We start from the raw sequence: 23486 nt of genomic DNA, 5'->3' as shown, positions 1-23486 counted from the left end.
CGGCCTGGGCTCGAACCGCCGGTCGTCACTGCGAACCGGCCGTCTGGTCGAACGCCGTGGGTGGGTTCTCGGATCCGGCGTGCCGTGCGGTGCGGCCGACGAGGTATTCCAGCAGAGTGACGAGCACGGCTTTGGCGGAGTCGCGATGGCGGACGTCGCAGAGCGTGATGGCCACATGATCGGCGAGGTCGAGGGCATAGCGCACCTCCTCGGGCGTGTAGCGGGGTGCGCCGTCGAAGCAGTTGACACCGACGACGAACGGCAGGCCGCGGCGTTCGAAGTAGTCGACGGCGGCGAAGCTGCTCTCGAGTCGGCGGGTATCGGCCAGTACGACCGCCCCCAGGGCGCCGAGAGCCAGCTCATCCCACATGAACCAGAATCGGTCCTGTCCGGGGGTACCGAATATGTAGAGGACCAACTCGGGCGAAATGGTGATGCGGCCGAAGTCCATGGCTACGGTCGTGGTCGTCTTCGACTCGACCCCGGATAAATCATCGATGGTGCGGGAGACTTCGGTGACGACTTCCTCGGTCCGCAAAGGGGCGATCTCACTGACGGCGGCGACCGTGGTGGTTTTGCCGACGCCGAAGCCGCCGGCGATGAGGATCTTCACCGACGCGGCAAGGCCGGGCCCGGTGTTGGGGTCAAAGGTTGCGTATGCCATCCAATACCGTTCGTAGAAGTTCGAGGCTGTGTAGCCCGGTGTCGGTGACGGGGGACGTGGACCGGCAGATGAGGTGGCCGTCGTCGAGCAGATCGCTGAGTAGGATTTTCGTCACCATCAGCGGAAGTCGCAGGGCGGCCGAGACTTCGGCGACGGACTGCGGCGCTTGGCACAAGCGCATGATGTCGAGATACTCGGGTTCGTGCCGTCGCAGGTCGGTCGTCGTGTCGACAGCCAGGACGAGGGTGATCAAGTCCAGGTCGGATCGTGGACTGCGAGTGCGTCCACGGGTGAGCGCGTAGGAACGCACGAGCGGACCGGCCTCTTCCTCATACCAAGAGGCGTGCGGACCGGTCATCAGCCCGCGTTGCCGATGTGGCCGAAGCTCTGGCGGGGTGCGGCCGAGAGGTAGGTGCCCACTCGGTGCACGGTTTGGTTTATCTCGTAGGCGACCATACCCATATTGGTGGTCTCGTCGGTGAGCAGCGCCAGGCAGGCGTTGGGGCCCGCCGAGGTGGCGAACATGACGGCGTGGTCGAGTTCGATGACGGTTTGGCGGACATTGCCGCCGGCGAAGCGGTGTCCGGCGCTGCGAGCCAGACCCTGCAGGGTAGCCGCCATGGCGGCGAAGCGTTCCGCGTCTTCGACCGGCATGACGGTGGAGCGGCCGAGTAGAAGACCGTCCGTAGACAGCACAACGGCGTGGCGGACACCGGGAATGTGTGCGACGAGGTCGTCCAGGAGCCAGTCCAGATTGTGAGCGGAAGTTGTCATCGGAGGCCTTCGGGGTCGTAGGTGGTGATGTCGGGCCGTAGCTGGCGGCCTTGGCGAGTGCCGGTCTCGATGGCCGATATCAGGTTTCGTGCTTGATCAGCGGACCGTGGTCGCTGGGGGCTGTCCGTCTCGCTGCCCCGAGCAGTGGGCGGGGGCGGCGCTTGGGCGAGCTCCGGCGCCAGGCTCTGCTGGCGGCGCCGACGCGGCAGCGGCGGCTTGTCGCCGCCACGCGGATCGACGGAGGCCGGGTTCCAGAACGAGGGCGCCGTCGCGACCTGTTCCGTGGCGGGTGCGGTCTCCGGCACCGGGTAGTTCGTCGTGTCATGGTGGAAGACCATGGGCTGGTACTCCGGTTCCGGCGGGTTCGGTGCGGGATCTGCGGCCCGGGTTGCCGGAACATCCACAGCGGTCCGGTGATCGTTCGACGCCGCCGCGGTGGAGATCAGCTCGGACGGGATGACCACGATGGCTCGAATGCCGCCGTAATGTGATTCGGCCAGGCGCACCGAGACCTTGTGCCGGGCAGCCAGCAGTGCGACCACGAACAACCCGAGCCGGGAATCATCCGACAAGTTGGTCACGCTGAAATCCGGTGGGTTGGAAAGGGTTTCGTTGACGCGCTGGATGTCCGCGGCCGCCATGCCCAAACCTTGGTCGGAGACCTCGACCAGGATCCCCTTACCCACGACGTTGCCGGTGATCTCGACTCGGGACTCGGGCGGCGAGAAGGACGTCGCGTTGTCCACCAGTTCGGCCAGCAGGTGAATGAGGTCGGCGACGGCGGTGCCGGCAACCGATCCTTCGGGGACTCCGATGACCCACACGCGAGCGTAATCCTTGGTCTCGGTGACAGCGCTGCGAACCAGGTCGAGCAGCGGGACGGGGTTGCGCCACCGGCGGCCGGGCTGACCACCACTCAGAATGATGAGATTCTCCGCGTTACGCCGCTCGCGGGTCGCGAGGTGATCGAGTTTGAACAGCAGCTCCAGCTGTACGGGATCGTCCAGCTCACGTTCGGCTTGGTCGAGTACCTCCAATTGACGGTGAATCACCAGCTGACTGCGATAGGCGATATTGAGGAACAGCGCGTTGACCCCCGCCCGGGTTCTGGCCTCGGATACCGCCGCGGTGATCGCCGCCAACTGCGCGCGGTTGAACGCATCGGCGACCTGACCGACCTCGTCGGTGCCGAAATCGAGCCGGGCGACGTCGGTTTCGAGGTCGACAGGTCGACCCGCTCGGAGTCGCTCGGTTATCCGGGGCAGTTGGTCGTCGGCGAGGGCGAGCGTCCGGTGGCGCAGTCGACGCAGGCGCCGGATGGTGCGTGCCGCAAGCCAGGTGGCGATCAGGAATGCGGCGACGGAGACGAGCAGCGCCGCGCCGCCGCCGAGCAAGGAGTTGCGGGCGATGGTTTGGCCGTGCTCGGCGGCCGAACGCAGAGCGTAATGGTTCTGGGTCTGCCACAGGTCGATCAATTCCGTGCTGACCTGGGTGGCCGCGTCCTGCCAGTCGGCGACGGTCAGAGGTAGTGGAGCCGGCTCACTTGTATCTCTGATCCTGCCGGTGGTCGCCTGGGACGAGAGCGGGGGTATGCCGCGTTGCGCGATGGCGTCCTCCATCATCGCGAGGCGTCGCCAGGGATCGCTGGCGGAAAGGGCACGCACGGATGCTTGCTCCTGCGCGTTCAACTGCGGCTCGAGATTGGAGATCTCGCTGTGGTAGAAGCCGACTTGGCGACCGTATTCGAGGAGTTGGCCTGTGGACAGCTTGTTCCCGGTGACCGCGGCCGCGGCCAGGGCGTTGCCCTTCGACATCGCTTCCGCGATATGAAAAAGCCTGGCGGCGTCGGACTCCTCGGCGGCCGTCTCGGAGGTCGGTGCAGCTCTGGTCAGCATCTCCATGCCTCCGGCCGCAACCTGGGTGAGCTGGTTGAAGTAGGAGTAGGCCTCGTCCACCGTCAATGTCCCGGCATCGGCGCGCTGACGAATGGACGGCAGTTGGGCGGTGACAGATCGGGCCGCGGTCAGGGCGCCGGAGAAAGTGCCGTTGAGGTGGCTGATGCGCTGACCGGCGGCGATAATAGTTTGGATCGCGCCGTCCACGCGGGCACGCTGGGCCGTGAGCTGCCCGTCGTGCTGATCGTCGCCACCGACCTTGATCAGTGTGAGTCGTCGCTCGTTCTGTGCTTGGACGGCGAAGTCCATACCGGGCGCTGTGTTCCGGTCGATCTCGGCCGCCCAGTTCTCGGCCTGCCGACCCTGTATCAGTAGAGCGGTGGCGATCCACAGCCCGACGAGTAGCAGTGCCAGGCTCGGCACCAGTGCGATCGACAAAATTTGGCCTCGGACACCGAGTTTGGCCTTGAACACCGGCAAAGCCTAGCCTGATCCCCCTTCTTTATAGGCAAGATGAACACAATTATCTTACTAAAAATCCGGCCGTGGCGGAGTTGTGCCACGCACTGCTCGGGCCGACGCCCGAGCGGTCCGGGACCCCGCTCAGGAAGGTGCCGCATCGACGTTCGTCGGTGCGGACCGGTAGCACAGCTTCAACAACGCCTTGGCTGCTGCGGTACCCGGCTCACCCTGGCCGTGCGGGCGGCGCCGAAGTGCCCCGGAGCTGAATGCCCGTCCGGCGCCGGTCAGGACGACGACTCGGATCTCGGGATCGGCCCCGGCGGCCTCTATGGCGCGCGCGGCTTCGGCGAGCGTGTCCGTGGATAACGCGTTCAAGCGATCCGGGCGGTTGAAGGTCACCCGCAGCTTGCCGTCCGCACGGTCGAGCAGGATATCGGATTCGGTCGTTATTATGCGCCTTTCGGACTTGCTGGTCGGCGAGCAGTCGACAGCGCAGGGCAGCGACTGTCGCCGCGCTACGTCTGTCGCGACAGGTTCAGAACTCTATGGTGATCGTGTCGGATGCCGGGTGGGCGCGGCAGCCGAGGATGTACCCCTCGGCGATGTCGGCCTCGTCGAGGGCTGCGGTGTTCTCCATCGAGACCTCGCCACTGATGAGGGTTGCCGCGCAGGAGCCGCATTCGCCGGCTTTGCACGAATCAGGAACGTCGACTCCGGCGGTGAGCAGCAGATCGACCAGATTGACCGATCGCGGCCAGGCCATTCGGTGCTGCCGTCCGTCGAGGGTTACCTCGACCGTGGCGGCTTCTTCGTCGCCGGCACCGACATCGAGCGGCGTGTCGGTGAACGGATTCGTGGTGAGCGACGAGAACTGTTCGACATGAACATGTTTCGGCGAGACCCCCAGGGCATCCAACGCCGACCGGGCGGTGTCCATGAACGGACCGGGACCACAGGTGAAGACCTCATGGTCGGCGTAGGGGGCCAGGATCCGCGCGACCCGATGCGGGTCGGGAAATCCCGGCACAGAGTCCAGCCAATGGTGGATCACGAGACGATCCGGATGCTTCCTCGCGAGTTCGCTCAGTTCGCGGGCGAAGATGACGTCGTTCTCGCTCGGGTTCGCGTAGAACAACGTGACAGTCGCTGTCCCGGTGTGCAATACGGACTTCATGATGGCCATGAGCGGGGTGATTCCACTTCCGCCGCCCATCAGGAGCAGGGGTGAGTCGAGGTCGCCCAGGGTGAAGCGACCGGTCGGTACCAGTGCCCGGATCACGTCACCGGCGGCGAGTGATTCGACCATCCAGGCGGATCCGCGGCCGCCCGGGATTCTCTTGACGGTGATCGCGGGTGGTTCGTCGGTATGTGGTGATGTGCACAGCGAATAGCAGCGCGCGATCCACTCCTCTCCGGCGGGTACGCGCACAGTGAGGAATTGGCCGGGCTTCCACTGGAGGGATCGGCTGTCTCCGGCGAACACGATCGTGGACGCATCCGCCGTCTCCCGCACTATCTCGATCACCTCTAGTTCGATATCGCGCCGGATTTGGGCTGTGGTGACTTCTGCCCCCGCACTCGACGTCATGGGCTCCTCCTATTTCCTGTCCGACGCCGGGGCGCCGATCAAGGCGAAAAGAAGTGACGCGATAGCGGAGACCGCCTCGTTTCGCCGAAGCGGATAGCTTCCGACGTGGGTGAGGAACCAGGTGCGTTCCATCATCGCCGTGATCGCCAGACCTATACCGGCGGCGGCACCCACCGGCTTGTTCGCGAGTCTGCAGATCTCCTCGCCCAGGAGAGCGGCGATTCGCGTCTGGAGTACCCGCACCGCGGCGAGGAACTCCGCGTCGTCGGTTGCGTCTTCGGCGGATCGGATGAGATAGGCGCCGTGGCGGTCGAGATAGCTGAAGTATTGCTGAATCCGTCCGGTGATGCCCGCCAGGGATGCGGTCGTCGTACTGTCGGTGAACGATGTCGCCGTGTCGACCGCATCCCGGTAGGTGGCCGTTCCGAGTTCGACGAATACCGCGCGCTTATCGGGAAATAGTAGTAGAACCCGGCGCGGGCGACGCATGCGCCGTCGGTGATATCCCGTATCGACGTTCCGGAGTAACCGCGCTGCGCGAAAGCTTCACGCGCGGCATCCAATATGGCCGCGCGCGTGTTCTCCGCCTTCGTCCGCGACGCCTTGCGGGCCATCGGTTGAACGCTCATACCGGTGTGGCGGCGGCGTTCGGATCGGATTGTGCGGTCTCGGGATAGAAGTCGGTCGCCCACGTTCGCAGGCGCCTGAAGCCGGCAGCTTCGGAGGGCGCCAAACCCGGGGGGTCCATGTATTTCTGGTGCTCCCAGATGTTGATGTCGTCCGGGAGGGCTAGCTGGGCCCGGGAGAGCCGGTCGTCGTAGCGTCCGTTCTCCTTGTCGATCCAGTACGTCGCGAAGATATCCGTGGTGGTGTCGTCGACCGGCGTCGGGCAGATCGCGATGACGCGGATTCCGTCGGCGGTCACCTCTCCGTTGAAACTTACGCCGATACCCGACCACAGGATTTCGATCGTGTTCGACGTGTCCTCGGGCCTGTCCACGCCGTCGTTCCATCGGCGACCGAATCCGACCTTGGACTGCCAGTTCGCGCCCTCGACCGTCTCGCGAAGAACGACCGGGGCGATGCGCGTATGGTGCACGAACCTGAAATGCCAAGGGTCGACGGCGTTCTCGGCGATCACCTGCGGGTGCACGTGGACCCGGGCGTGTAACGACCGAGCCTGGGCGGTGAGCGGAAAGTACTCGACGCGCGCCACATGCGCACCCAGCGCGGGGAATGCCTCGGGAACCTCCCAGCTGGGCGGTCTGCCCTCGGAATCGTGCCAGATGTAGATCGAGTCGTTGCGTTCGGTAACCGGCCACGCCCGCACGTGCCGGACCCGGTTCGGCTTGTCGTGGTAGGGGATGTGCGTATTGCGGCCATCGCCGTTCCACATCCAACCGTGGAAGGGGCACTGAATATCGTTTTCGACGACGCACCCGCCGTGCCCCAGATGGGCGCCCAAATGCTGGCAGTGAGCGTCGAGGACCCGGACTCGGCCATCGTTTCCTCTGAATGCGACGAGTTCGGTGCCGAAATAGTGCAGGGCCTTGACGTCGCCGTTCCCGAGGTCGGCGGACCAAGCGACCTGGAACCAGCCGGTGGGCCGAGCCGACGGAAGATCAGTCATCTCAGACTCCTTTCGAGTGCACCCACCATGGCACCTTTTGACAAAGTTGTCAAAAAGTGAGAGTAAGACTTGCTGTTAGTTAGGAATCTCGGTCGCGTGACGGTAATAACCAGTGTTATAGAGATCTTGTCAGTTTTGACTATTTCGACAAATTCCCGTCCTCGAGGGGCTGGACGCGACGCGCCGGGATGTCCCGGAGGATGTCGTGCTTGACCAGCTTGCCCATGGGACTCCGTGGCAGATTGCTGACGAGTTCGATGTGTTCGACATGTTTGAAGCGGGCGAGTCCGGCGCGCCGGCATGCCTCCACGAGCTCGGCGAGCAGGGGAGGGGCGTCGGGAATCCTTGGCCACGACAACGGCGCAGACTCGCTCGCCGCGGGCGACGGGGAGTCCGACCACCGCGATATCGACGATCTTCGGGATGGCGACCAGTGCGCTCTCGACTTCCAGGGCCGAGATGTTCTCACCGTTTCGGATGATGGTGTCCTCGAGGCGGCCGACGATCCGCACGTGTCCGTCGGACGGCAACGGGGCCCCGCCGCCCATGGCGAACCGCAGGTCCGGAAGCACGGGCTCGTCTCCGTGAGCTTCGTGGGCCGCGATGTAGGCGTGGAAGAACGGGGTCATCACCGATTTATCGGTGTGTACCACCGTCTTGGGGCGCGGGCGTCCACACGATGTTGCCGAGGGAGAGAACATCCCGCTCTGACATATGTGAACTCCGAGCTACTTGACATTAGTGTCAAAAATGACACCTACATCGGCCGACCCGGAATTGCGAGAGGCCGGAGCGAGGCGCGGGCATCTGTGTACCCGACTCGGCACATCGCATCGGTGAACCGGCTCGTCTATCTGTGGTTCCCGTCCGATGCCCTGTCGGGTAGGTGGCATCAGCTTTGGCCGAACCGTATACGTGAGACGGGGCGCCTCCAATTCGTTTGCAGGACAACGCAACAGTGAGGTTGTGGTGAGCCGGGGTGTCGCCGGTGATCGCATTTCGCCGACACCGATCGTCGAGCGGCTGGATCTCGCGGCTGAACCGTATGGCGCTGTGGCGGTGAGCGACTGGATGGCGGCGGCGCCGTCGAGCTCATCGACCTGATCCGGGGTGGTCGAACAGCGGCGCCGACACATCGCACATGTAGGCGTGGTGCGGGCTGTTGCGGCTCAGCTTGTCGCGTAGCCGCCGTTGATGGGGATGGTCTGCCCGGTGACCCAGGATGCGTCTTGTGACGTCAACCAGGCAATCGCCGCCGCGACATCGCTCGCCGTACCCAGTCTGGGGACGATGTAGGCCTTGAGCTGCCGCAACCTCATGTCGGATGACTCGTCCAACCTGGCATTGTTCTGGGTGGCCAACGACAGGGTGTTACAGGTAGATCCCGTTGCGACCCACTTATTTGGCCACCGACCGCATCAGCGCGGGCCCGGCGCCCTTGGACGCCGCGTAGGCGCCCAGGTTGCGATCACCGACACGCGGATTCCGAACTGATCGTGATGCTCCCTCACTCGATCCACCATTGAAGCGTGCAGGCCGGGAGGTTCGCCACCGCGGCGATGGCCACGGGCCACCGACCGGTAATGGGTTCGCATGGAAATCCCTACGCGATGGGTTGGAGACGGACGAAGACGTTTTTGGTCTGGAGGAACTCGTAGAGCCCTGGCTTCTTCCTCGCTGTCGAACGGGGTGATCGACAGCACCGGGCCGAACACCTCGTGTTGGGCGACGCTGCTGTAGGTGTCGACATCGGCCAATAGCGTGGGCTCGATGAAGTAGCCGCCTGCGAGGTCGGGAGCGAGGCTGGAGGGATCCACCGCGTGTCCGCCGACCCCGATTCGAGCGGAATCTCTGCTCGCCGCCTGTGCGACGCTACGCAGAATCCTCGTTGGCCGTCTTGTTCATCACCGGCCCCAAGGTGGTCTCGGGCGCGAACGGATCGCCGACACGGAGTGCGGAGATCGCGGTCGCGGTCGCGGAGACAACCTCGTCATAAACGTCGCGGTGCACCAGCATTCGGGTGGCCAGGACACAACCCTGCCCGGCCATCGTGAAACACGATTGGATCGACATCGCCACGGTCGCTTCGAGATCGGCGTCCGGAAAGACTAGGTTCGCCGATTTGCCGCCGAGTTCGAGGACGACCGGTTTCAGCGTGTGCCGCGCGGCGTCGAGGATTTTGCGTGCCGTCGGTATCCCGCCGGTGAAGGAGATCTTTCCGACGCCGGGATGCCGGACGAGGCGGTCGTCGGCCTCCGGGCAGCACATGCAGAACCCCTTGCGGCAGGCCCGCTTCCAGCACGAGTTCGGCGAACCGAGCGACGGCGTAGGGCGCCAGTTCGGGTGTTTTCAGGACGACGCAATTGCCTGCGGCCAGGGCTGGGGCCACTTTCATCCCGACGGACACCATGGGGCCGTTCCAGGTGAGAATGATGCCGACCACGCCATAGGGTTCGGCGGTGGTGTAGTCGAAGCCGGCATTGAACGCGGGCGTCAAGGGAATGGTGGCGCCTTGCCATCTTGTCGGCCCAGCCGGCGTAGTAGCCGAACCAGGCAGCACACACGTAGGACAGCGCGGTCGAGGTCGCGATGGGGTGGCCGAGCTCTGCGGTAGTGAGTCTGCTCAGCTCGGGAAGGTTGGCCTCGACCAGATCTTCGACGCGCTGCAGAATTCGGCGGCGTTTGTCGGGCGACACGGCGCGCCATGCAGGGTATGCGGCCTGCGCTGCGGCGACAGCCGCGTCGACTTCGTCGGCCCCGCACATCGCGACGGTGCCGTTGACTCGACCGGTGGCGGGTCCGAGTGCCGCAGCACATGCGCGAGCTCGACCGAACTCCCACCCCCGTGCAGCCACTTCGGTGGCCTGGCCCGTGGCGCGGCCGGTGCTCGCCGACCGGGGTACTCCGGGGAGGTGGCAGGCCCGGTAGACGATGTTGGGGATGGGCCCCGTCCAGGCACCGGTCCGGCGAAAGTCCTTTTCCTGCAGTCGAAGTTGTCGCAGAAGAATCGGTGTGCCCGTGATGCGATCACAACTTGGCGACCGGTGGCCGTCGTATCGGACAACCGCCGCCGATAGCGGCTGTGGACCCGTCGAGACAGCGTCGAACAACTCGGGCAGCCAACTGGTTCGTCACCTGTGGCGACCTCGATGCGGACCGTGGAGCCGACATCACGAACCGCACCGACAACAGCCCATCCAGGTGCGGGAACAAGACGCTCGGCACACCGGATCAGAACACCAGCACATGATCAACCATTGAGCGCCCCAACGCATCTCGCACAGGGGGAATCGCCAAGTGCGCGCCGGATCCCTTCTGGCGTCCGGCAGCGGGTCGGTGAGTATGGGCAGCGGATCGCTGCCGGTCACCGCGAAGCCGTGGAGCCGTGCTGTGCGGGGGCGCTGGCGCAGTCCTTCTTGCGGGGTCGCCGCCCGAACGACTGGGCGCTGCGAGCCTATGCCGACGCACATGACCATAGAACGTGATACTCGCTTAATTAGACTGAGGATTGCGTGTGGTGCAAGTCATACTCTACTATCTTGATAGCCGGACTGCGCTGATGAGTGTAGTCCATTATCGCAGATTGCAGGAGGCTTCAGATCATCCACAGGCGGTTGTTGCTTCGTCGTCGACAGGACGCCGACGAGGCCGACCACCGGACCGGGCGGCGAGTATCGGTATCGCTGAGTTCCGGGTGCTCAATGTTCTTGCGTTTCGAAGGGTGATTGATTGTGGAAGGTCCAACGGCGATCCTCGATCGAAGCGATCCGGCGGGTGCGGGACATCGCCAGCCGGATGCGGCGCGGAATGCGCTGGGTGAGATCGCACGGTGGGTCCGAGGCTATTTCCGGCGTCATCCGATCGCATCGCTGGAAACGGTTGGTGGCCAGTGCATGCTGGGCATACGAACGATCCAGTACCTGGTCATCGATACCGTGAGGGTTCGGTTTCCATTCGAAGAGTTCGTCAGTCAGGCGGCGTTCATGGCGTCGACCGCCGCTTTGCCGACGATGTTCGTCGCCATTCCGATCGGCGTGACCTTATCTATTCAATTCGGCCTGCTGGCCGGCCAGGTAGGTGCGACGTCTCTGGCGGGAGCCGCCAGTGGTCTTGCTGTGATCAAACAGGGCGCCCCGATGGTGGCGGCTCTGTTGATGGCGGCCGCTGTGGGATCGGCGATATGCGCGGACCTCGGGTCGCGCAAGATCCGGGACGAGATCGATGCGATGGAGGTCATGGGCATCTCAGTGATCCGTCGGTTGGTCGTGCCGCGGTTTGCTGCGGCGGTTGTGGTCGGTCTCGCCTTGACAGGTCTTGTCTGTTTCGTTGGATTTCTGGCCGGATATCTGTTCAACACGTTCGTGGAGAACGGGACGCCGGGCAGTTTTGTGGCCACTTTCGCGTCCTTCGCTACGGTCGGCGATCTTGTGCTGACGATGATCAAGGCCATTGTATTCGGAGCGATCGTGGCGGTTGTCGCTTGTGACAAGGGGCTGACCACCCGCGGGGGGCCCGCTGGTGTCGCCAATTCCGTGAACGCCACCGTAGTCGCGTCGATCCTGCTTCTGATGATCGTGAACGTCGTTTTCACGCAGATGTATGTCTTGCTGTTCCCGCGGACGGGGTTCTAGATGGCGTCACGCTACTATCCGCCGGGTGTCAAACCGCTGATCACGGCGGTCGCCGAGCAGGGAACCATCGTGATGCGGTTCGGGCACATGGTGACATTCCTTGCGCGTGCAATAGCGTCCGTTCCAACGACGCTGCGCCATTACCCGAAGGAGTTCCTACGGATCCTTTCCGACGTGACCTGGGGAAACGGCTCGATCGTCGTAGGCGGCGGCACCGCGGGTGTGATGGTCGTTCTCGGGGCCTCGGCGGGGGCGATCGTCGGAATCGAAGGCTACAACGCGCTGCATCTGCTGGGGCTGGGACCCGCCACCGGATTGGTGTCATCGACCGCGGCGACCAGGGAACTGGCTCCGATCATGGCCTCACTGGCGTTTTCGGCCCAGGCGGGCTGCCGATTCACCGCACAGCTCGGGGCAATGCGAATCTCCGAAGAGATCGATGCCATGGAAGCGCTTGCCGTCCGGCCCATCCCGTATCTGGTCACGACACGTCTGATGGCATCGGTGGGAGCGGTGATTCCGCTGTATCTCGTATGCCTGGCGATGAACTATATCGCTGTCCAGGTGGTCGTCGAGGTTGCCAACGGCGTGTCGGCAGGCACCTACGAGCACTATTTCCGCTTGGTGCTCAGCGCAACAGATATCGTCTACTCGCTGCTGAAAGCGATCGTGTTCGTGGTCATCACTTCCACCATTCAGTGCTATTACGGATACTATGCATCCGGTGGCCCCCAGGGGGTGGGTATCGGAGCGGGGCTTGCCATGCGGGCCAGCATTTCAACCATGATCGTCATGAATCTGTTGCTGACCATGGCGTTTTGGGGCATCGACGCCGGTGCAAGGCTCGGTGGATAACCCATGCCTATTCTATTCGAGGCCGACGGCCGGGGCCCTTCCGGTACGCAACTCGTACTGCGCGGAATCGGTGCGATAGCGGTCGCGGCGCTGATCGTCACCGCAATGCTGGTGAAGATGGAGGGCGGATTCGACAAGAAAGTCGAGGTTGCCGCCGCGTTGGTCGACGTGGGTGACGGCCTGCCGGCCAAATCCGATGTGAAATTCCGAGGCGTCTTGGTCGGGATGGTCAAGGATGTGACGCCGTCGATAAACGGCAATCCCAACTATGTCTATATCGATTTGAAGCCGGAGTATGCGGTCAAGATTCCGCGGACCGTGACCGCGCGCGTCGTGCCGAGCAACGTCTTCGCGGTCTCGTCCATTCAGCTCGTCGATCACGGCGCCGCGCCGCCTCTGGCGTCGCACGCGGAAATCCCGCAGGACCAGAGTCTTTCGACTGTGCAATTGCAGACCGCATTGACCAAGCTCCGCGACATCGTCGCCGCCACCACCCGGATCGGCACCAACCCCACCGTCGGCATGCTGGCCGCTGTCGCGGCGGCGACCGACCGCCGGGGCGCCGATATCGTGCGTGCCGGGGCACAGTTGGACCGGATCACCCGCGAACTGGACGGGGTCTTGGCCCCGAACGGCGAGCCGGGAACGCTGGACACGTTGACGACCGCCATCCACGGTCTGCAATCGTCGGCCCCCGATCTACTGGATGCGTTACATCACGCCGTCGTCCCGATGCGCACGTTGGCGCAGAAGAGAGATGCCTTGACCAGTCTGCTCTCAGCGGGCTCGAACACGCTCTCGACAGTCGGCACAGCACTCGACAACAACACCGACAAGCTCATCGGCATCACGACCCAACTGTCGCCGGTGGTCGGTGTAATCGCCGCCGGTGGTACGCAATTCGCGCCGATCGTCACCAGGGTCAAGATCATCTCGGACAAGTGGTCCAGCCAGTTCTGGCCGCCGGGAGCAAATACCGGAACCGGTAAGTTCCTGCTCGAATTCACGCCGCACACGACGTACTCGCGAGCCGACTGTCCACGCTACGGTGCCCTGGCCGGTCCGAGCTGTGCGACGGCGCCGGCCACGTACTCGCGGCCGGTGATCCCTGCTGAGGCACTCTCCCCCAGCGATGCCTTCGGCGGCAATGTCGGTCCGGTGGGCAGCCTGCAGGAAAAGAAAATATTGAACGGAATCCTCGGCGACGATGCGAATACGGCCTCCGAAATCCTGCTCGGCCCGTTGGCCAGAGGCAGTACAGTTCATATCGCGCCCGAGGCGGAAAGCGGGTCCCGATGAGTTATCGCAAGCCCTTGATCGGTCTCGCCGTGTTCCTGGCGATCTCCCTAGCCCTCACATGGACGGTCCTCGTTACTCTCCAACGTAGTGTCCAGGGCTCCACGAAATCGTATACGGCAGTATTCACCGACGTGTCCGGCCTTACTGTCGGAGACGATGTTCGGATGGCCGGGGTCCGGGTCGGCCGAGTGGATTCGATTGCGCTCGACGGAACACTCGCGAGGGTCAGCTTTCGCGTACAAGACGATCAAGTAATGTATGGGAACACCAAGGCATCGATCACATATCAGAATATCATAGGCCAGCGTTATCTCGGTTTATCGCTCGGGAATTACAACGATCCGCGAGTATTGCCCAACGGCGGCGAAATACCCCTGTCACATACGGAGCCGTCGTTCGATATCTCCCTGCTGCTGAACGGGTTCGAGCCCCTGTTCAGTGTCCTCGACCCGAAACAGGTGGACAACATCACCACCGCGATCGTCCAGGCGCTGCAGGGGAATGCGGGGTCGGTCACGACCCTCGTCGCCGAGACGTCGAAAATCGCCGAATCCTTCGCCGGTCCGGACCGGATTCTGGGCGATATCATCGTGAATCTCGACACCATCGTTCGCGCTCTCGCACAGCAGAGCGGCAATATCGGCACGGTGATCACGCAGGCTCGTACGATATTCGACCAATTATCGAACAAGCGCGCGCAGTTGATGAATTCGCTGGATTCCATATCATCCGTCGTGGGGCGGGTGTCGACCATCGTCGGGAACGTCCAACCGGATCTACAGCAATTGCTCAATCGGGAGCCTGGCTTCACGAAACACTTCCTGGACAAAAAGGATGCGTTCGACTATTTCGGCTCCAATCTCCCGCTGATGTTGAAGGGCATCGCCCGCGTAAGCCAGGAGGGTGCCTACGTCAATGCATACGTCTGCGATTTCAATGTCACTCTCATGCCCGCGCTGACCACGCTCATTCCCACGATCGTCTCCATGGCGACGCCGGCAGGCCGGCCCACGCACTCTGAAATCTGTAGGTGAACCATGTTCAGGAGTTTAGTTTCGAGGTGTATCCGGACCGTGCGGCGACCGGTCGAGGAGCACAGCAAGCTGAGCCTCGGCCTCATCAGCGTCACAGGAATCGTCGCGGTGCTGGTCGCAGCGCTGCTGATCACATCTGCCGGCGTGGGCGATGTCCGCTACGAAGCCGAATTCGCGCAGGCCGCACAGATCAGCGCCGGGGACGCGGTCACGATCGCCGGTGTCCCGGTCGGAACGGTCGATGGGGCCCGGCTCGAAGGAGATCACATCGTCGTGACGATGAAGATCGGGAAGAATGTGGCGCTGGGCGCCGATACGAAGGCGTCTATCAAACTGACGACCTTGCTCGGATCCCGGTATATCGAACTCCGGCCGATCGGTCGAGGCAGCATTCCGGATCATCGGATCAGAATTTCCAACACCGTTGTGCCCTACGACCTGCCGCAGCTTCTCGAAAATACGACGACGCTGTTCGAGCAGGTCGATGCCGATAAGATCGGCCAGCTGATGACGTCTCTGTCGAACCAGCTGGCGGGTACACCGGCGCTGATACCGCAGGTGCTGCGGAATATCCAGAACCTGTCCTCGGTGCTCGCCGAACGGCGTGGTCAGATCGGATCCCTGCTTGCCAGCACTACACAGGTGACCAATGTTGTCCGCGGACAACAAGCCGACCTCGGTGCCCTGGTCGAGAACGGAACGGCGATGTTGCAGGAGATCGTGTCCCGGCGGGCAATGGTCCAACAACTCTTCGATGCAACGACCAAGCTGGTGGGTCAACTGCACACCATCGCGGTGGAGGACCGTCCGGAGATCGACAAGTTGATCACGAACTTGAATGCGTTCCTTCAGACTCTCGCGAACAACGACCAGCTACTGCGCAACAGTCTGCAGATACTCCCGGTTCCGCTGCGAAATTTCGCGAATGCGACGGGCTCCGGGAACGAGATGGAGTTCAATGCTCCCGCCGGTCCGCTGATCGACTCCTGGATGTGTGCGATCTCCGGTCGTGCCAAGCAACTGAGCATGCCGCCCTACCTGAGGGACTGCAAATGAGGCGCCGGTTTTCGATCACCAAGCTTGCCGTGATCGTAGCTGTGGCCGCAATCGGTTTCTCCGGTGTCCGCGCCGCGACCGCGGACGACCATGAGATGACGATCACCGCGCAATTCGACAATGGCGCCGGGCTGTATATAGGGAACACCGTCGCGGTCCTCGGCCTGCCGGTTGGGAAGGTGACGCAAATCGTTCCGGAGGGTACGTCGGTCGGGGTGACGATGCAGATCGATGCGATGGTGAAGATTCCCGCGACGGCGCAGGCCGTCACGGTATCGACATCGGTGCTGACGGACCGGCACGTCGAGCTCACACCGGTATACCGGGGCGGACCGGTGCTTCGGAACAAGGACTTCCTCGGTCTCGACCGCACCAGGACCCCGGTCGACTTCGACCGGTTGCTGGCCATGGCCGACAAGATGTCGCTCCAGCTCCAGGGCGACCGGAAGGGCGGCGGCCCGATTGCCGGACTGCTCGATGTCGGCGCCGCGATGACCGCGGGCAACGGGAACGACATCAAGTTGGCATTGGGGCAGCTTTCCGTAGCGCTACAGGTCGGCGCCGACGGTGGCGCGGAAACCAGGAATTCGCTTACTGCGACGGTAAACAATCTCTCCGCACTGACCGGTGCGGCCGCGAACAACGACCGCAATATTCGAGAATTCGGGTCGGCGATTCGGCATTCGAGCGACATCCTTGCCCAGGTGAACATAGGGCTGGGTGACACAGGCGCGCAGCTCAACGAAATCCTGACACAGGCTAACGATATCCTGCAGGCAGACCGCGGAAAGTTGAAATCGACTGTGACGAACGCGAACACCGTCATGCGAGCAATGGCGGACTATCGGCGAGAGCTGTCGGAATTTCTCGACCTTGCCCCGCTGTTGATGGACAACGCTTACAATGCATTCGATCTCCAGAAACGTGGTGTGCGAATCCACGCGCTGCTCGACAAGATATTCTTCGACGGGCAACTGGTCAAAGAAGTGTGTAATGTGCTCGGTCTTCGGCAGCTGGGCTGCAGCACCGGGACACTACGGGATTTCGGTCCGGATTTCGGCATTTCGGGAATGCTCGAGTCCATGGCAGGGATGGCGAAATGAGGGGCCGCCGACTTCGTATCGCCACTGCTGGCATATCGGCCGCGATGTTGACCTCGATGACCGCCTGCTCGATGGGGCTGGAGAACCTCCCCCTGCCTGCGCCCGGCGTCGGCGCAAACTCGTACACCCTGTACGCGACATTCACCAACGCGCTCAATCTGCCGACCAAGGCGAAGGTGAAGTTGGCGGGCGCCGATGTCGGTGAGGTCGTGTCGATGAAGGCGCGCGACTACGCCGCAGTCGTGACGATGAGAATTATGGCCGGCGTAGCACTGCCTGTGGGGACCAGGGCTGAACTTCGGTCGGCGACACCGCTCGGCGACGTGTTCGTGGCGGTGGAACCGCCGACCGGCGTGGCACCGAACAGCGCGACCCTGCACCCGGGCGACAGTATTCCCCCCTCCTCGACCTCGGCTGCCGCGACAATCGAAGAACTGCTGACGACATCGTCGCTGCTGGTCAATGGGGGAGTCATCCGGGATCTGACCAATGTGGTCAACGGTCTGGGGGCCGCGGTCGGGAACAAGGGGCAACGCCTCAGTGCGCTGATCGCCGAATCGACCCGGTTGATCAACAGTCTGGCGGCACGGTCCGGCCAGATTCGCGACGCTTTCGTGCAGACCAACCAGCTGGTGGCGACCCTTTCGGGTCAGCAATCGACGATCCACGACGCGATCGCGGCGGCCGGTCCGGCGCTCGACGTCGTAGCCGCCGATACCCAGCAGATTGTCGGCCTCGTCTCGGAGATGGCGAGAATCAGCCAGCAGGTGGCGAAATTCCCGTCCGTGCGGGGGACCGATACACGCAGCATGACCGCCGACATCAACCGGATATCGGCCGAACTCAATGATGCCGCAACCAATCCCAACGCAAGCCTGACGGCAGTCAACAACCTCATGGCGCCGATAATCAAGATCACCGATGGCACCTCGTCGCACGTAAACGTCGATCTGCAGGACCTGGCGATCGGTGCTCTGCCGGATCCGCGGCACCCGGGCGATCTCGGCAGCAGGCTGCCCGACGGTACGGACTGGGGAGCGTTCGTCGGAAGTCTCGACTACACGCTTCTGCAATTGCGGAACCGAGTGTTCGGACCGGGGAAATGACCCAGCAACCGATGGAGGAATCGCGACGGGCGGGATGGGGGGCGAGATTACTGGAGCCGTCGGCCCGGCTGGTCGTCGCCACGGTCCGGTTGACGATGGCTCGGCGACTGACGCTGTCCGCTCTCGCCCTCGCCCTGACACTGGTTCTCGGCCTGACGTATCTGGTGTTCGGGGCACTCCGCGTTGACCCCACCGCGTCGAAGATCTATGTGCGCGTGCACCTTACGGTCTCAGGAGGTGTGTTGCCGAATCAAGACGTGACTTTGCGGGGGGTCGCCGTCGGCCGGGTGCAATCGGTCGAGTTGACCGACCACGGAGTGCTGGCAGTGGCCGCGATCGATTCGAGAGTCAGGATTCCGCGCGCGGGGGAGGTCCGGGTGGCCGGACTTTCTGTCGCGGGCGAACAATATCTGGACTTCAGGCCGACCACCGACGGTGGCCCGTACCTGACCAACGGCTCGGAGATCTCGGCCGGCAAAACATCGACGCCCGTGCCGCTGTCGACCATACTGGGCGATCTGGACGGCACTCTCGCGCAAATCGACCCGGCGAAGCTGAAAACCATCGTCACGGAACTCGGTGTCGGCCCCGACGGCCCGCGAAAATTGGCGGCGATATTCAATGGTGGCATTTTCCTGATCTCGACGCTGGATTCCGTACTGCCGCAAACGGTGAGCCTGCTGCGTCAGAGCAAATTGGTGCTCGGCACCGTCGGGGACGTCGGCCCAGGGCTGCAGGACACCGCGAGGAACCTGTCCAGTCTGCTGCGCGGCGTGGAATCCAAAGACCAGGGGTTTCGCACCTTCCTCGGCCGCACCCCAGCCACCCTGCAATCGATGGATGCGGTTATCGCCGACAACTCGCCGACGATGGCTCAGTTGCTGGGCAGCCTGACAACCGTTGCGCAGCTGGCCTATGTCCACGTTCCCGCGCTCGAGGAATTCTTTTTCCCGACACAGCGCGCCGGGTCGACTCTCGGTGCTATCGCATCAGTGTTCCACGACGGGGGTATCTGGGGCCTGGTCGACATCTACCCGCGCTACACCTGTGATTACCAGCTTCCACGGCTGCCTCCGTCGCAGCCCGATTCGCCGGAGCCGTACCTGCATACGTACTGCCCCAGCCAGGATCCTTCGGTGCTGATCCGCGGCGCGAGAAACGCCCCGCGCCCACCCGGCGACGATACGGCCGCCCCGCCCGCGGGCGTCGTTCCCGACGAGCGTGCGACTCCGACACCGATTGGTCCGCAATCAATTCCGGTGCCGTATGGCGGCCCGAAAGTCCCCGGTACCCCGCCGAGGTGACAGGTACGTCGGTTGAAAACGACTACACAGAGGAGAAGTCAGGTGAGCACGTCCAGCTCGATCGAATCGATTGCCGCAGAATCTGTCCAGAGTGCCGACTCCGAACCCGAACGAGCCGTCGAAGAGACTGCGGACGAGAGGACCGAAGATGCGGAGAGAGCCGAAGAAAGGGAGGAGGCCGAGGAAACGCCTGGGGCCGATGAGGGCAACCGCCCGCCATTGCGCTCGCGACGGTGGGTTCGGTGGACCGGTCTAGCGACTACGGCCGCTGTGGTGGTGGCATCGCTGTCGGCCGCGGTTGTTTTCGGCTGGAAGCTGAAGGAGGACCGCGATGTCGACTCTGCGGCCGATCAGGCCAGAGAGGCTGCGCGACAATACGCGGTCACCCTCACCAGTGTTAATTCCGACCATCTCGATCAGGATTTCACAGCGGTGCTGAACGGAGCCACCGGCGAATTCAAGAATATGTATTCCCAGTCCAGTGCCCAGTTGAGGCAGCTGCTGGCCGACAACAAGGCCACCGCTCATGGAACAGTAGTCGATGCCGGAATCAAGTCCGCCACCAAGAACAGGGTCGAGGTTCTGCTGTTCATCGACCAGACGGTGACAAACACCGTCACCCCGGATCCACGTGTCGATCGCAGCCGAGTGGTGATGACCATGCAACGCGTCGGTGGACGCTGGCTGGCCGATAAGGTTGACCTGCCCTGATCCGGACCGAATCCGCATCAGCGCCATAACTCCTCGTATGGCATGACCGGCAAATTCGGGCTTATTTGCTCATCGATGACGACCCTGGCCAGCTGTCGCGCCTCGGCCGCGGCGGCGAAGGCCTCGGCCGCAGCGCGGCCGGCGCGGAAATGCAGAGGGTCACCATCGTCGAGATACACGGTCATATGGCATTCCATTGTTCACCGACCACATTGCCAGATCTCGGATATCGCCTACGGTTACGTTTGTTGCCCGGCCTCACCGAACAGGCTGGCCAGGTCGAGCTGTCCGGTCTGCACCGCGCCGAAGAATCCACCATCTGTGGTGAATGTTTCACCGTTGACATAGCTGGAACGGGGGCTGTTGAGGAAGACGAGCGGCCACGCTTGTTCCTCGGCTGTCGAGTGTCGCCCGATCGGACCGACGAAAGCATCGACGATTTGGGCGCCGGAGTGCTCCACGAAGTGCGGCATCATCGCGGTGTCGGTCGGACCGGGATTTATGCAGTTCAGTCGGATACCTTCGGTGATGAGGGTCGCGGCCCGCGATGCAACCCAGGCGTTGAGCACCTTCTTCGAAAACGAATAGGCGTCCGGTTCCATGCGCTGGGTGTTTTCCTCGCACCACTTCTTGCCGGCCCCGAATCCGTCGATTGTCACGAGTTCCATCAAGTCCGAGAGCTGGAGCTGCCAGCCCATGGCCGCATTCGAGGCTATGGCCGCAATCGCGCCGCCGGGGGCAATCTTGGGCAGGAGTAGCTCGACGAAATGGCGAGCCCCGACGAAGTTGACCAGCAGCACGTCGACGGGAGGGAAGGCGCCGCCCGGCAGCCCAGCGCAAGAGAAGACGGCGTGGACCGGACCGTTGATTGTGGCTGCCGCCTCGGCAATCGAGTCGGGGTCGCGCAGGTCGGCCTCGATCACCAAATCGACAGGTGCTTGGGTGGGCTTGACGTCAACGCCGGTGACCCGCGCGCCGAGCTGAACGAGGATGCGTGCCGTCGCGGCGCCCATTCCCGACGCCGCGCCGGTGACTACGACGTGTAGTCCGCTGTACCCGAGTGGATCTTTCATCCTTATTTCCTCTGGTTAGAACCGATTGTTCCCTCATAAGGTATCGCACTTCTATAAATTTTAGAACTACACTCTCCAAAAATGTATGCCGGACTGCAAAATTAGTTTCGCCGATTCAGCCCTGGTCCAGGGGGTGGGGACCCGTGAGGCGAGGACGTGGTTGCAGTCGACAGGTCTGGTGCAACCTGCGTGTCAACGGTGGCGGGGCGGCGAGGGCCACTTGCGGGGCGAGCTGAGCGTATGTCGGCTCCGACAGTCCTCGCGGCGCCGGTACGGAACGCAAAAGCCGGACGCTCTTGGCAGTAGAATGCTGTGAGCAATTGGTAAGAACTGCCCTAGAGTACGATGCTCGATGTGGGCAATGTGTTGAGGTAAAGCAAGGACTTCCTGACTGAAGTCGACCTCGAGAGAACGGTGAACGTCATAACGCCCCCGAAGCCGGAGCGGCTGACGCCTGACGGCGAGCAGTCCGAACCTCATATCCCCAGCTGGCAGAAAGACAGTATCGCGCGGTCGCTGCGGAGTGCGCGCGCGCGTGCTCAGGAGCGCAGTGATCGTTTCGTCGCGGCAGCGATCGACCTGCTCAACGAGCGTGACGAGAGCGATTTCACCATTCAGGATGTCGTCGATCGTTCCGAGATGTCGCTGGGCACGTTCTACGCTTATTTCGACGGCAAGGACAGCCTACTGCTGGCAGTCTATGAAACCGTTCTGCGGCGCACGGCCATGCCCCTGCTGCGGGAGCGTTGTGATCGCGAGACGGACCCAGGTTTGCGGATCAAAGCCCTGATGTACGGGATGGTCGAGCTCGCCTCCGTGCCGGGCCGATTGTCGCGGGCACTGAGCATTTTTCATCTGCGGCTGGCCGAGACCCGTCCGAGCGAACTGAAATACGCCCTGGAACCGCTACGCTCGTTCATCGTCGAGTTACTGAGCCAGGGTGCGGCGGCGGGGCGCCTGCGCGACGACGTCGGGCTCGAAACCCAGGCGGCCTTGTTGCAGGAACTTCTGCTCTCCACGACACACTCCACGGTGCTGGCCGGCAGTCCGAGTACCAGTGCTGATGACCTGTGGACCTTCTGGTCGGCCGCGATTCTGCAGGGGGCACGATAAAGGGGGGAATACCGAGGCCAAGCAACACCTCGCCGGTGCCGGCGATCCCGGATTGCCGTCGGCCACCCGCGAGCCCGGTGGCCGGTCAACTGTGGGCGGGGCGGACGTGGATCACATCCTGCATCAGCTCGGACGGCCCGGTAAGGATATTCTGCAGAACATCGGCCACAACTGCCGACGTCAGCAGTTGCGTTCCGCTCATCCGGGTCAGATAGCCGTCGGCTTCCCAGATCGGCCAGGCTCGTTCCAGGTCTCCGGGACCGAAGTTCTCGTGGAATCCGGTGTCGCCGACAGCGCCGAGAATTACCAGCGTCACTCGGATCTGGTCGCGACGCAACTCCCGGCACATCGCCTCGGTGAATCCGTTGAGTCCGCGTTTGGTAGTCGAATACAGCGTCATCAGCGGCATGTGGTCGAGTGTGATCTCCGAGGAGAGATTGACGATGTCACCGCCGCCCGCCGCCTTGAGCAGGGGAATCGCGGCTCGCGTGGTATAGATCGGCGCTAGCAGGTTCGTGTTCACCGACACGGTGATGTCCTCGTCGCTGGCCTCCTCGATGAGCCGGATCCGCGTGACGCCGGCTGAATTCACCAGAACATCGACGCGGCCGAACTGCGCCGCAACCTGGTCGAAGGCTGCGCGAACCTGGGCGCTGTCAGTTACATCGGTCACGATCGGTACCGCGTGCGGCCCGATTTCGTCGGCGACCTCGTCCAGTAGGAGCTTTCGCCGTGCGAGCAGCACGACGGTGGCGCCGTCGTGTGCCAAGCGGACGGCGGTTGCCCTGCCGACGCCTGTCGAAGAGCCGGAGATAACGACGACTTTGCCGTCCATACTGGTCGACCTCATGAGCCTCTACCTACTTGTCGTTCCGAATAGTTGACAGTCGATGCGCACCCGCTCGCTCCGAGACGTGGGCAGCTTGCGACGTATCGAGGACCTCCAGGGCGAGGCGAGGTCGCGAAGGGGACCGCGAGGGTGTTACCTCCCTGCGCAGGTGGGCTGCAGGTGCACTGTCAACGTTCTAGAACGCTACGAGCGTACATCGAGAACCGTCTTTTCCGATGTTATCGGAGAATCTGGCACGTGAAGATGAAGTGACTGTAATAGACACTTGCACGAAACGTAAAGTGCATTCTACTATTGCGAGCATGGAATAGCCGTTGAGTGTGGATCGGCGTGCACCA

At 63.1% G+C, this 23486-nt stretch carries 24 protein-coding genes and 5 pseudogenes; 10 read left to right on the top strand and 19 right to left on the bottom strand.

All coding sequences use genetic code 11. From position 1 onward, the window contains the following. Positions 1 to 25: 25 nt before the first annotated feature. The 16 genes and pseudogenes from NM2_RS01060 to NM2_RS52840 all read right to left on the bottom strand — a co-directional run. On the bottom strand, positions 26 to 664 hold the full coding sequence (locus NM2_RS01060) for a GTP-binding protein (RefSeq protein ID WP_067662522.1): 639 nt from the start codon (positions 662 to 664) through the stop codon (positions 26 to 28). Next, positions 645 to 1022 carry a DUF742 domain-containing protein gene (locus NM2_RS01055; protein WP_067662520.1) on the bottom strand — a complete coding sequence of 126 codons (378 nt, stop codon included), beginning with the start codon at positions 1020 to 1022 and terminating at the stop codon, positions 645 to 647. Before NM2_RS01055 ends, NM2_RS01060 begins: the two co-directional genes overlap by 20 nt. Then, complete coding sequence (locus NM2_RS01050; protein ID WP_067662517.1) at positions 1022 to 1438, bottom strand: roadblock/LC7 domain-containing protein; 417 nt, start codon at positions 1436 to 1438, stop codon at positions 1022 to 1024. Before NM2_RS01050 ends, NM2_RS01055 begins: the two co-directional genes overlap by 1 nt. After that, complete coding sequence (locus tag NM2_RS01045) at positions 1435 to 3807, bottom strand: sensor histidine kinase (protein WP_245717778.1); 2373 nt, start codon at positions 3805 to 3807, stop codon at positions 1435 to 1437. Before NM2_RS01045 ends, NM2_RS01050 begins: the two co-directional genes overlap by 4 nt. Before the next feature lie 129 nt (positions 3808 to 3936). Continuing rightward, positions 3937 to 4194, bottom strand: coding sequence for an enoyl-CoA hydratase/isomerase family protein (locus tag NM2_RS01040; RefSeq protein ID WP_067662511.1), 258 nt, complete (start codon positions 4192 to 4194; stop codon positions 3937 to 3939). Between the two features lie 136 nt (positions 4195 to 4330). After that, the gene (locus NM2_RS01035) at positions 4331 to 5383 is read right to left on the bottom strand and encodes a ferredoxin--NADP reductase (RefSeq protein WP_067662508.1); all 1053 of its coding nucleotides are present in this window, start codon (positions 5381 to 5383) and stop codon (positions 4331 to 4333) included. A gap of 9 nt (positions 5384 to 5392) precedes the next feature. Further along, the gene (locus NM2_RS01030; protein WP_067662505.1) at positions 5393 to 5872 is read right to left on the bottom strand and encodes a hypothetical protein; all 480 of its coding nucleotides are present in this window, start codon (positions 5870 to 5872) and stop codon (positions 5393 to 5395) included. Positions 5873 to 5889: 17 nt separating this feature from the next. Next, positions 5890 to 5997 (bottom strand): annotated as a pseudogene (locus NM2_RS52860) (TetR family transcriptional regulator); the annotation flags it as partial. An 11-nt stretch (positions 5998 to 6008) separates the two neighbouring features. Continuing rightward, positions 6009 to 7013 carry a Rieske 2Fe-2S domain-containing protein gene (locus NM2_RS01025; RefSeq protein ID WP_067662503.1) on the bottom strand — a complete coding sequence of 335 codons (1005 nt, stop codon included), beginning with the start codon at positions 7011 to 7013 and terminating at the stop codon, positions 6009 to 6011. 139 nt (positions 7014 to 7152) lie between these two features. Continuing rightward, on the bottom strand, positions 7153 to 7371 hold the full coding sequence (locus NM2_RS51240) for a hypothetical protein (protein WP_245717777.1): 219 nt from the start codon (positions 7369 to 7371) through the stop codon (positions 7153 to 7155). Between the two features lie 31 nt (positions 7372 to 7402). Further along, positions 7403 to 7561: pseudogene (locus NM2_RS52855) on the bottom strand (class I adenylate-forming enzyme family protein); the annotation flags it as partial. Positions 7562 to 8182: 621 nt separating this feature from the next. Continuing rightward, on the bottom strand, positions 8183 to 8374 hold the full coding sequence (locus NM2_RS47060; protein ID WP_281182366.1) for an SDR family oxidoreductase: 192 nt from the start codon (positions 8372 to 8374) through the stop codon (positions 8183 to 8185). A 57-nt stretch (positions 8375 to 8431) separates the two neighbouring features. After that, complete coding sequence (locus NM2_RS52495) at positions 8432 to 8830, bottom strand: aldehyde dehydrogenase family protein (protein ID WP_305781653.1); 399 nt, start codon at positions 8828 to 8830, stop codon at positions 8432 to 8434. 55 nt (positions 8831 to 8885) lie between these two features. After that, positions 8886 to 9573 (bottom strand): annotated as a pseudogene (locus tag NM2_RS52850) (aldehyde dehydrogenase family protein). Next, positions 9548 to 9868, bottom strand: a pseudogene (locus tag NM2_RS52845) (aldehyde dehydrogenase family protein); the annotation flags it as partial. The pseudogenes NM2_RS52845 and NM2_RS52850, both read right to left, overlap by 26 nt. Before the next feature lie 149 nt (positions 9869 to 10017). Then, positions 10018 to 10164 (bottom strand): annotated as a pseudogene (locus tag NM2_RS52840) (transposase family protein); the annotation flags it as partial. Positions 10165 to 10825: 661 nt separating this feature from the next. Between NM2_RS52840 and NM2_RS01015 the strand changes: the two are divergent. The 9 genes from NM2_RS01015 to NM2_RS00975 are packed head-to-tail and all read left to right on the top strand — an operon-like array spanning position 10826 to position 20112. Continuing rightward, positions 10826 to 11644, top strand: coding sequence for an MlaE family ABC transporter permease (locus tag NM2_RS01015; RefSeq protein ID WP_245717797.1), 819 nt, complete (start codon positions 10826 to 10828; stop codon positions 11642 to 11644). Next, entirely contained in the window at positions 11645 to 12499 is an 855-nt protein-coding gene (locus tag NM2_RS01010) for an ABC transporter permease (RefSeq protein WP_067662496.1), read from the top strand. 3 nt (positions 12500 to 12502) lie between these two features. Then, positions 12503 to 13798, top strand: a complete 1296-nt coding sequence (locus NM2_RS01005; protein WP_067662493.1) for an MlaD family protein — start codon at positions 12503 to 12505, stop codon at positions 13796 to 13798. Continuing rightward, a complete protein-coding gene (locus tag NM2_RS01000; protein WP_067662490.1) occupies positions 13795 to 14832 on the top strand; it encodes an MCE family protein in 1038 nt (345 codons plus the stop codon). Before NM2_RS01005 ends, NM2_RS01000 begins: the two co-directional genes overlap by 4 nt. 39 nt (positions 14833 to 14871) lie before the next feature. Continuing rightward, the gene (locus NM2_RS00995; RefSeq protein ID WP_369690287.1) at positions 14872 to 15888 is read left to right on the top strand and encodes an MCE family protein; all 1017 of its coding nucleotides are present in this window, start codon (positions 14872 to 14874) and stop codon (positions 15886 to 15888) included. After that, a complete protein-coding gene (locus NM2_RS00990) occupies positions 15885 to 16991 on the top strand; it encodes an MCE family protein (protein WP_067662485.1) in 1107 nt (368 codons plus the stop codon). Before NM2_RS00995 ends, NM2_RS00990 begins: the two co-directional genes overlap by 4 nt. Positions 16992 to 17047: 56 nt before the next feature. Then, positions 17048 to 18097 carry an MlaD family protein gene (locus tag NM2_RS00985; RefSeq protein WP_245717776.1) on the top strand — a complete coding sequence of 350 codons (1050 nt, stop codon included), beginning with the start codon at positions 17048 to 17050 and terminating at the stop codon, positions 18095 to 18097. Beyond that, positions 18094 to 19401, top strand: coding sequence for an MlaD family protein (locus NM2_RS00980; RefSeq protein WP_084530349.1), 1308 nt, complete (start codon positions 18094 to 18096; stop codon positions 19399 to 19401). The genes NM2_RS00985 and NM2_RS00980 overlap by 4 nt, the downstream gene beginning before the upstream one ends. Positions 19402 to 19443: 42 nt before the next feature. Beyond that, positions 19444 to 20112, top strand: coding sequence for an Rv1363c family protein (locus NM2_RS00975; RefSeq protein ID WP_245717775.1), 669 nt, complete (start codon positions 19444 to 19446; stop codon positions 20110 to 20112). Between the two features lie 17 nt (positions 20113 to 20129). Here NM2_RS00975 and NM2_RS00970 read toward each other — a convergent pair whose 3' ends face one another. Then, a complete protein-coding gene (locus tag NM2_RS00970) occupies positions 20130 to 20297 on the bottom strand; it encodes a hypothetical protein (protein WP_157120824.1) in 168 nt (55 codons plus the stop codon). 54 nt (positions 20298 to 20351) lie between these two features. Beyond that, positions 20352 to 21185 (bottom strand): coniferyl-alcohol dehydrogenase, encoded by an 834-nt coding sequence (locus NM2_RS00965; RefSeq protein ID WP_067662476.1) that lies wholly within the window; start codon positions 21183 to 21185, stop codon positions 20352 to 20354. Positions 21186 to 21599: 414 nt separating this feature from the next. Here NM2_RS00965 and NM2_RS00960 point away from each other — a divergent pair, with 414 nt between their 5' ends. Then, a complete protein-coding gene (locus NM2_RS00960; protein WP_245717774.1) occupies positions 21600 to 22298 on the top strand; it encodes a TetR/AcrR family transcriptional regulator in 699 nt (232 codons plus the stop codon). Between the two features lie 85 nt (positions 22299 to 22383). Here the strand turns inward: NM2_RS00960 and NM2_RS00955 are convergent, their stop codons facing one another. Then, a complete protein-coding gene (locus NM2_RS00955; protein WP_067662473.1) occupies positions 22384 to 23148 on the bottom strand; it encodes an SDR family oxidoreductase in 765 nt (254 codons plus the stop codon). Between the last annotated feature and the right edge of the window lie 338 nt (positions 23149 to 23486).

The organism is Nocardia miyunensis NBRC 108239 (assembly GCF_001613065.1).
Classification (GTDB): Bacteria; Actinomycetota; Actinomycetes; order Mycobacteriales; family Mycobacteriaceae; genus Nocardia; species Nocardia miyunensis.
Note: the sequence above shows the minus strand (reverse complement) of the source record. Positions and strands in the feature narration are given on the sequence as shown.

Coding starts and splice junctions, on each gene's coding strand:
- NM2_RS01060 (WP_067662522.1), bottom strand. CDS start 664: ATGGCATACGCAACCTTTGACCCCAACACCGGGCCCGGCCTTGCCGCG.
- NM2_RS01055 (WP_067662520.1), bottom strand. CDS start 1,022: ATGACCGGTCCGCACGCCTCTTGGTATGAGGAAGAGGCCGGTCCGCTC.
- NM2_RS01050 (WP_067662517.1), bottom strand. CDS start 1,438: ATGACAACTTCCGCTCACAATCTGGACTGGCTCCTGGACGACCTCGTC.
- NM2_RS01035 (WP_067662508.1), bottom strand. CDS start 5,383: ATGACGTCGAGTGCGGGGGCAGAAGTCACCACAGCCCAAATCCGGCGC.
- NM2_RS01030 (WP_067662505.1), bottom strand. CDS start 5,872: ATGCGTCGCCCGCGCCGGGTTCTACTACTATTTCCCGATAAGCGCGCG.
- NM2_RS01025 (WP_067662503.1), bottom strand. CDS start 7,013: ATGACTGATCTTCCGTCGGCTCGGCCCACCGGCTGGTTCCAGGTCGCT.
- NM2_RS01010 (WP_067662496.1), top strand. CDS start 11,645: ATGGCGTCACGCTACTATCCGCCGGGTGTCAAACCGCTGATCACGGCG.
- NM2_RS01005 (WP_067662493.1), top strand. CDS start 12,503: ATGCCTATTCTATTCGAGGCCGACGGCCGGGGCCCTTCCGGTACGCAA.
- NM2_RS01000 (WP_067662490.1), top strand. CDS start 13,795: ATGAGTTATCGCAAGCCCTTGATCGGTCTCGCCGTGTTCCTGGCGATC.
- NM2_RS00990 (WP_067662485.1), top strand. CDS start 15,885: ATGAGGCGCCGGTTTTCGATCACCAAGCTTGCCGTGATCGTAGCTGTG.
- NM2_RS00985 (WP_245717776.1), top strand. CDS start 17,048: ATGACCGCCTGCTCGATGGGGCTGGAGAACCTCCCCCTGCCTGCGCCC.
- NM2_RS00980 (WP_084530349.1), top strand. CDS start 18,094: ATGACCCAGCAACCGATGGAGGAATCGCGACGGGCGGGATGGGGGGCG.
- NM2_RS00970 (WP_157120824.1), bottom strand. CDS start 20,297: ATGACCGTGTATCTCGACGATGGTGACCCTCTGCATTTCCGCGCCGGC.
- NM2_RS00965 (WP_067662476.1), bottom strand. CDS start 21,185: ATGAAAGATCCACTCGGGTACAGCGGACTACACGTCGTAGTCACCGGC.
- NM2_RS00955 (WP_067662473.1), bottom strand. CDS start 23,148: ATGAGGTCGACCAGTATGGACGGCAAAGTCGTCGTTATCTCCGGCTCT.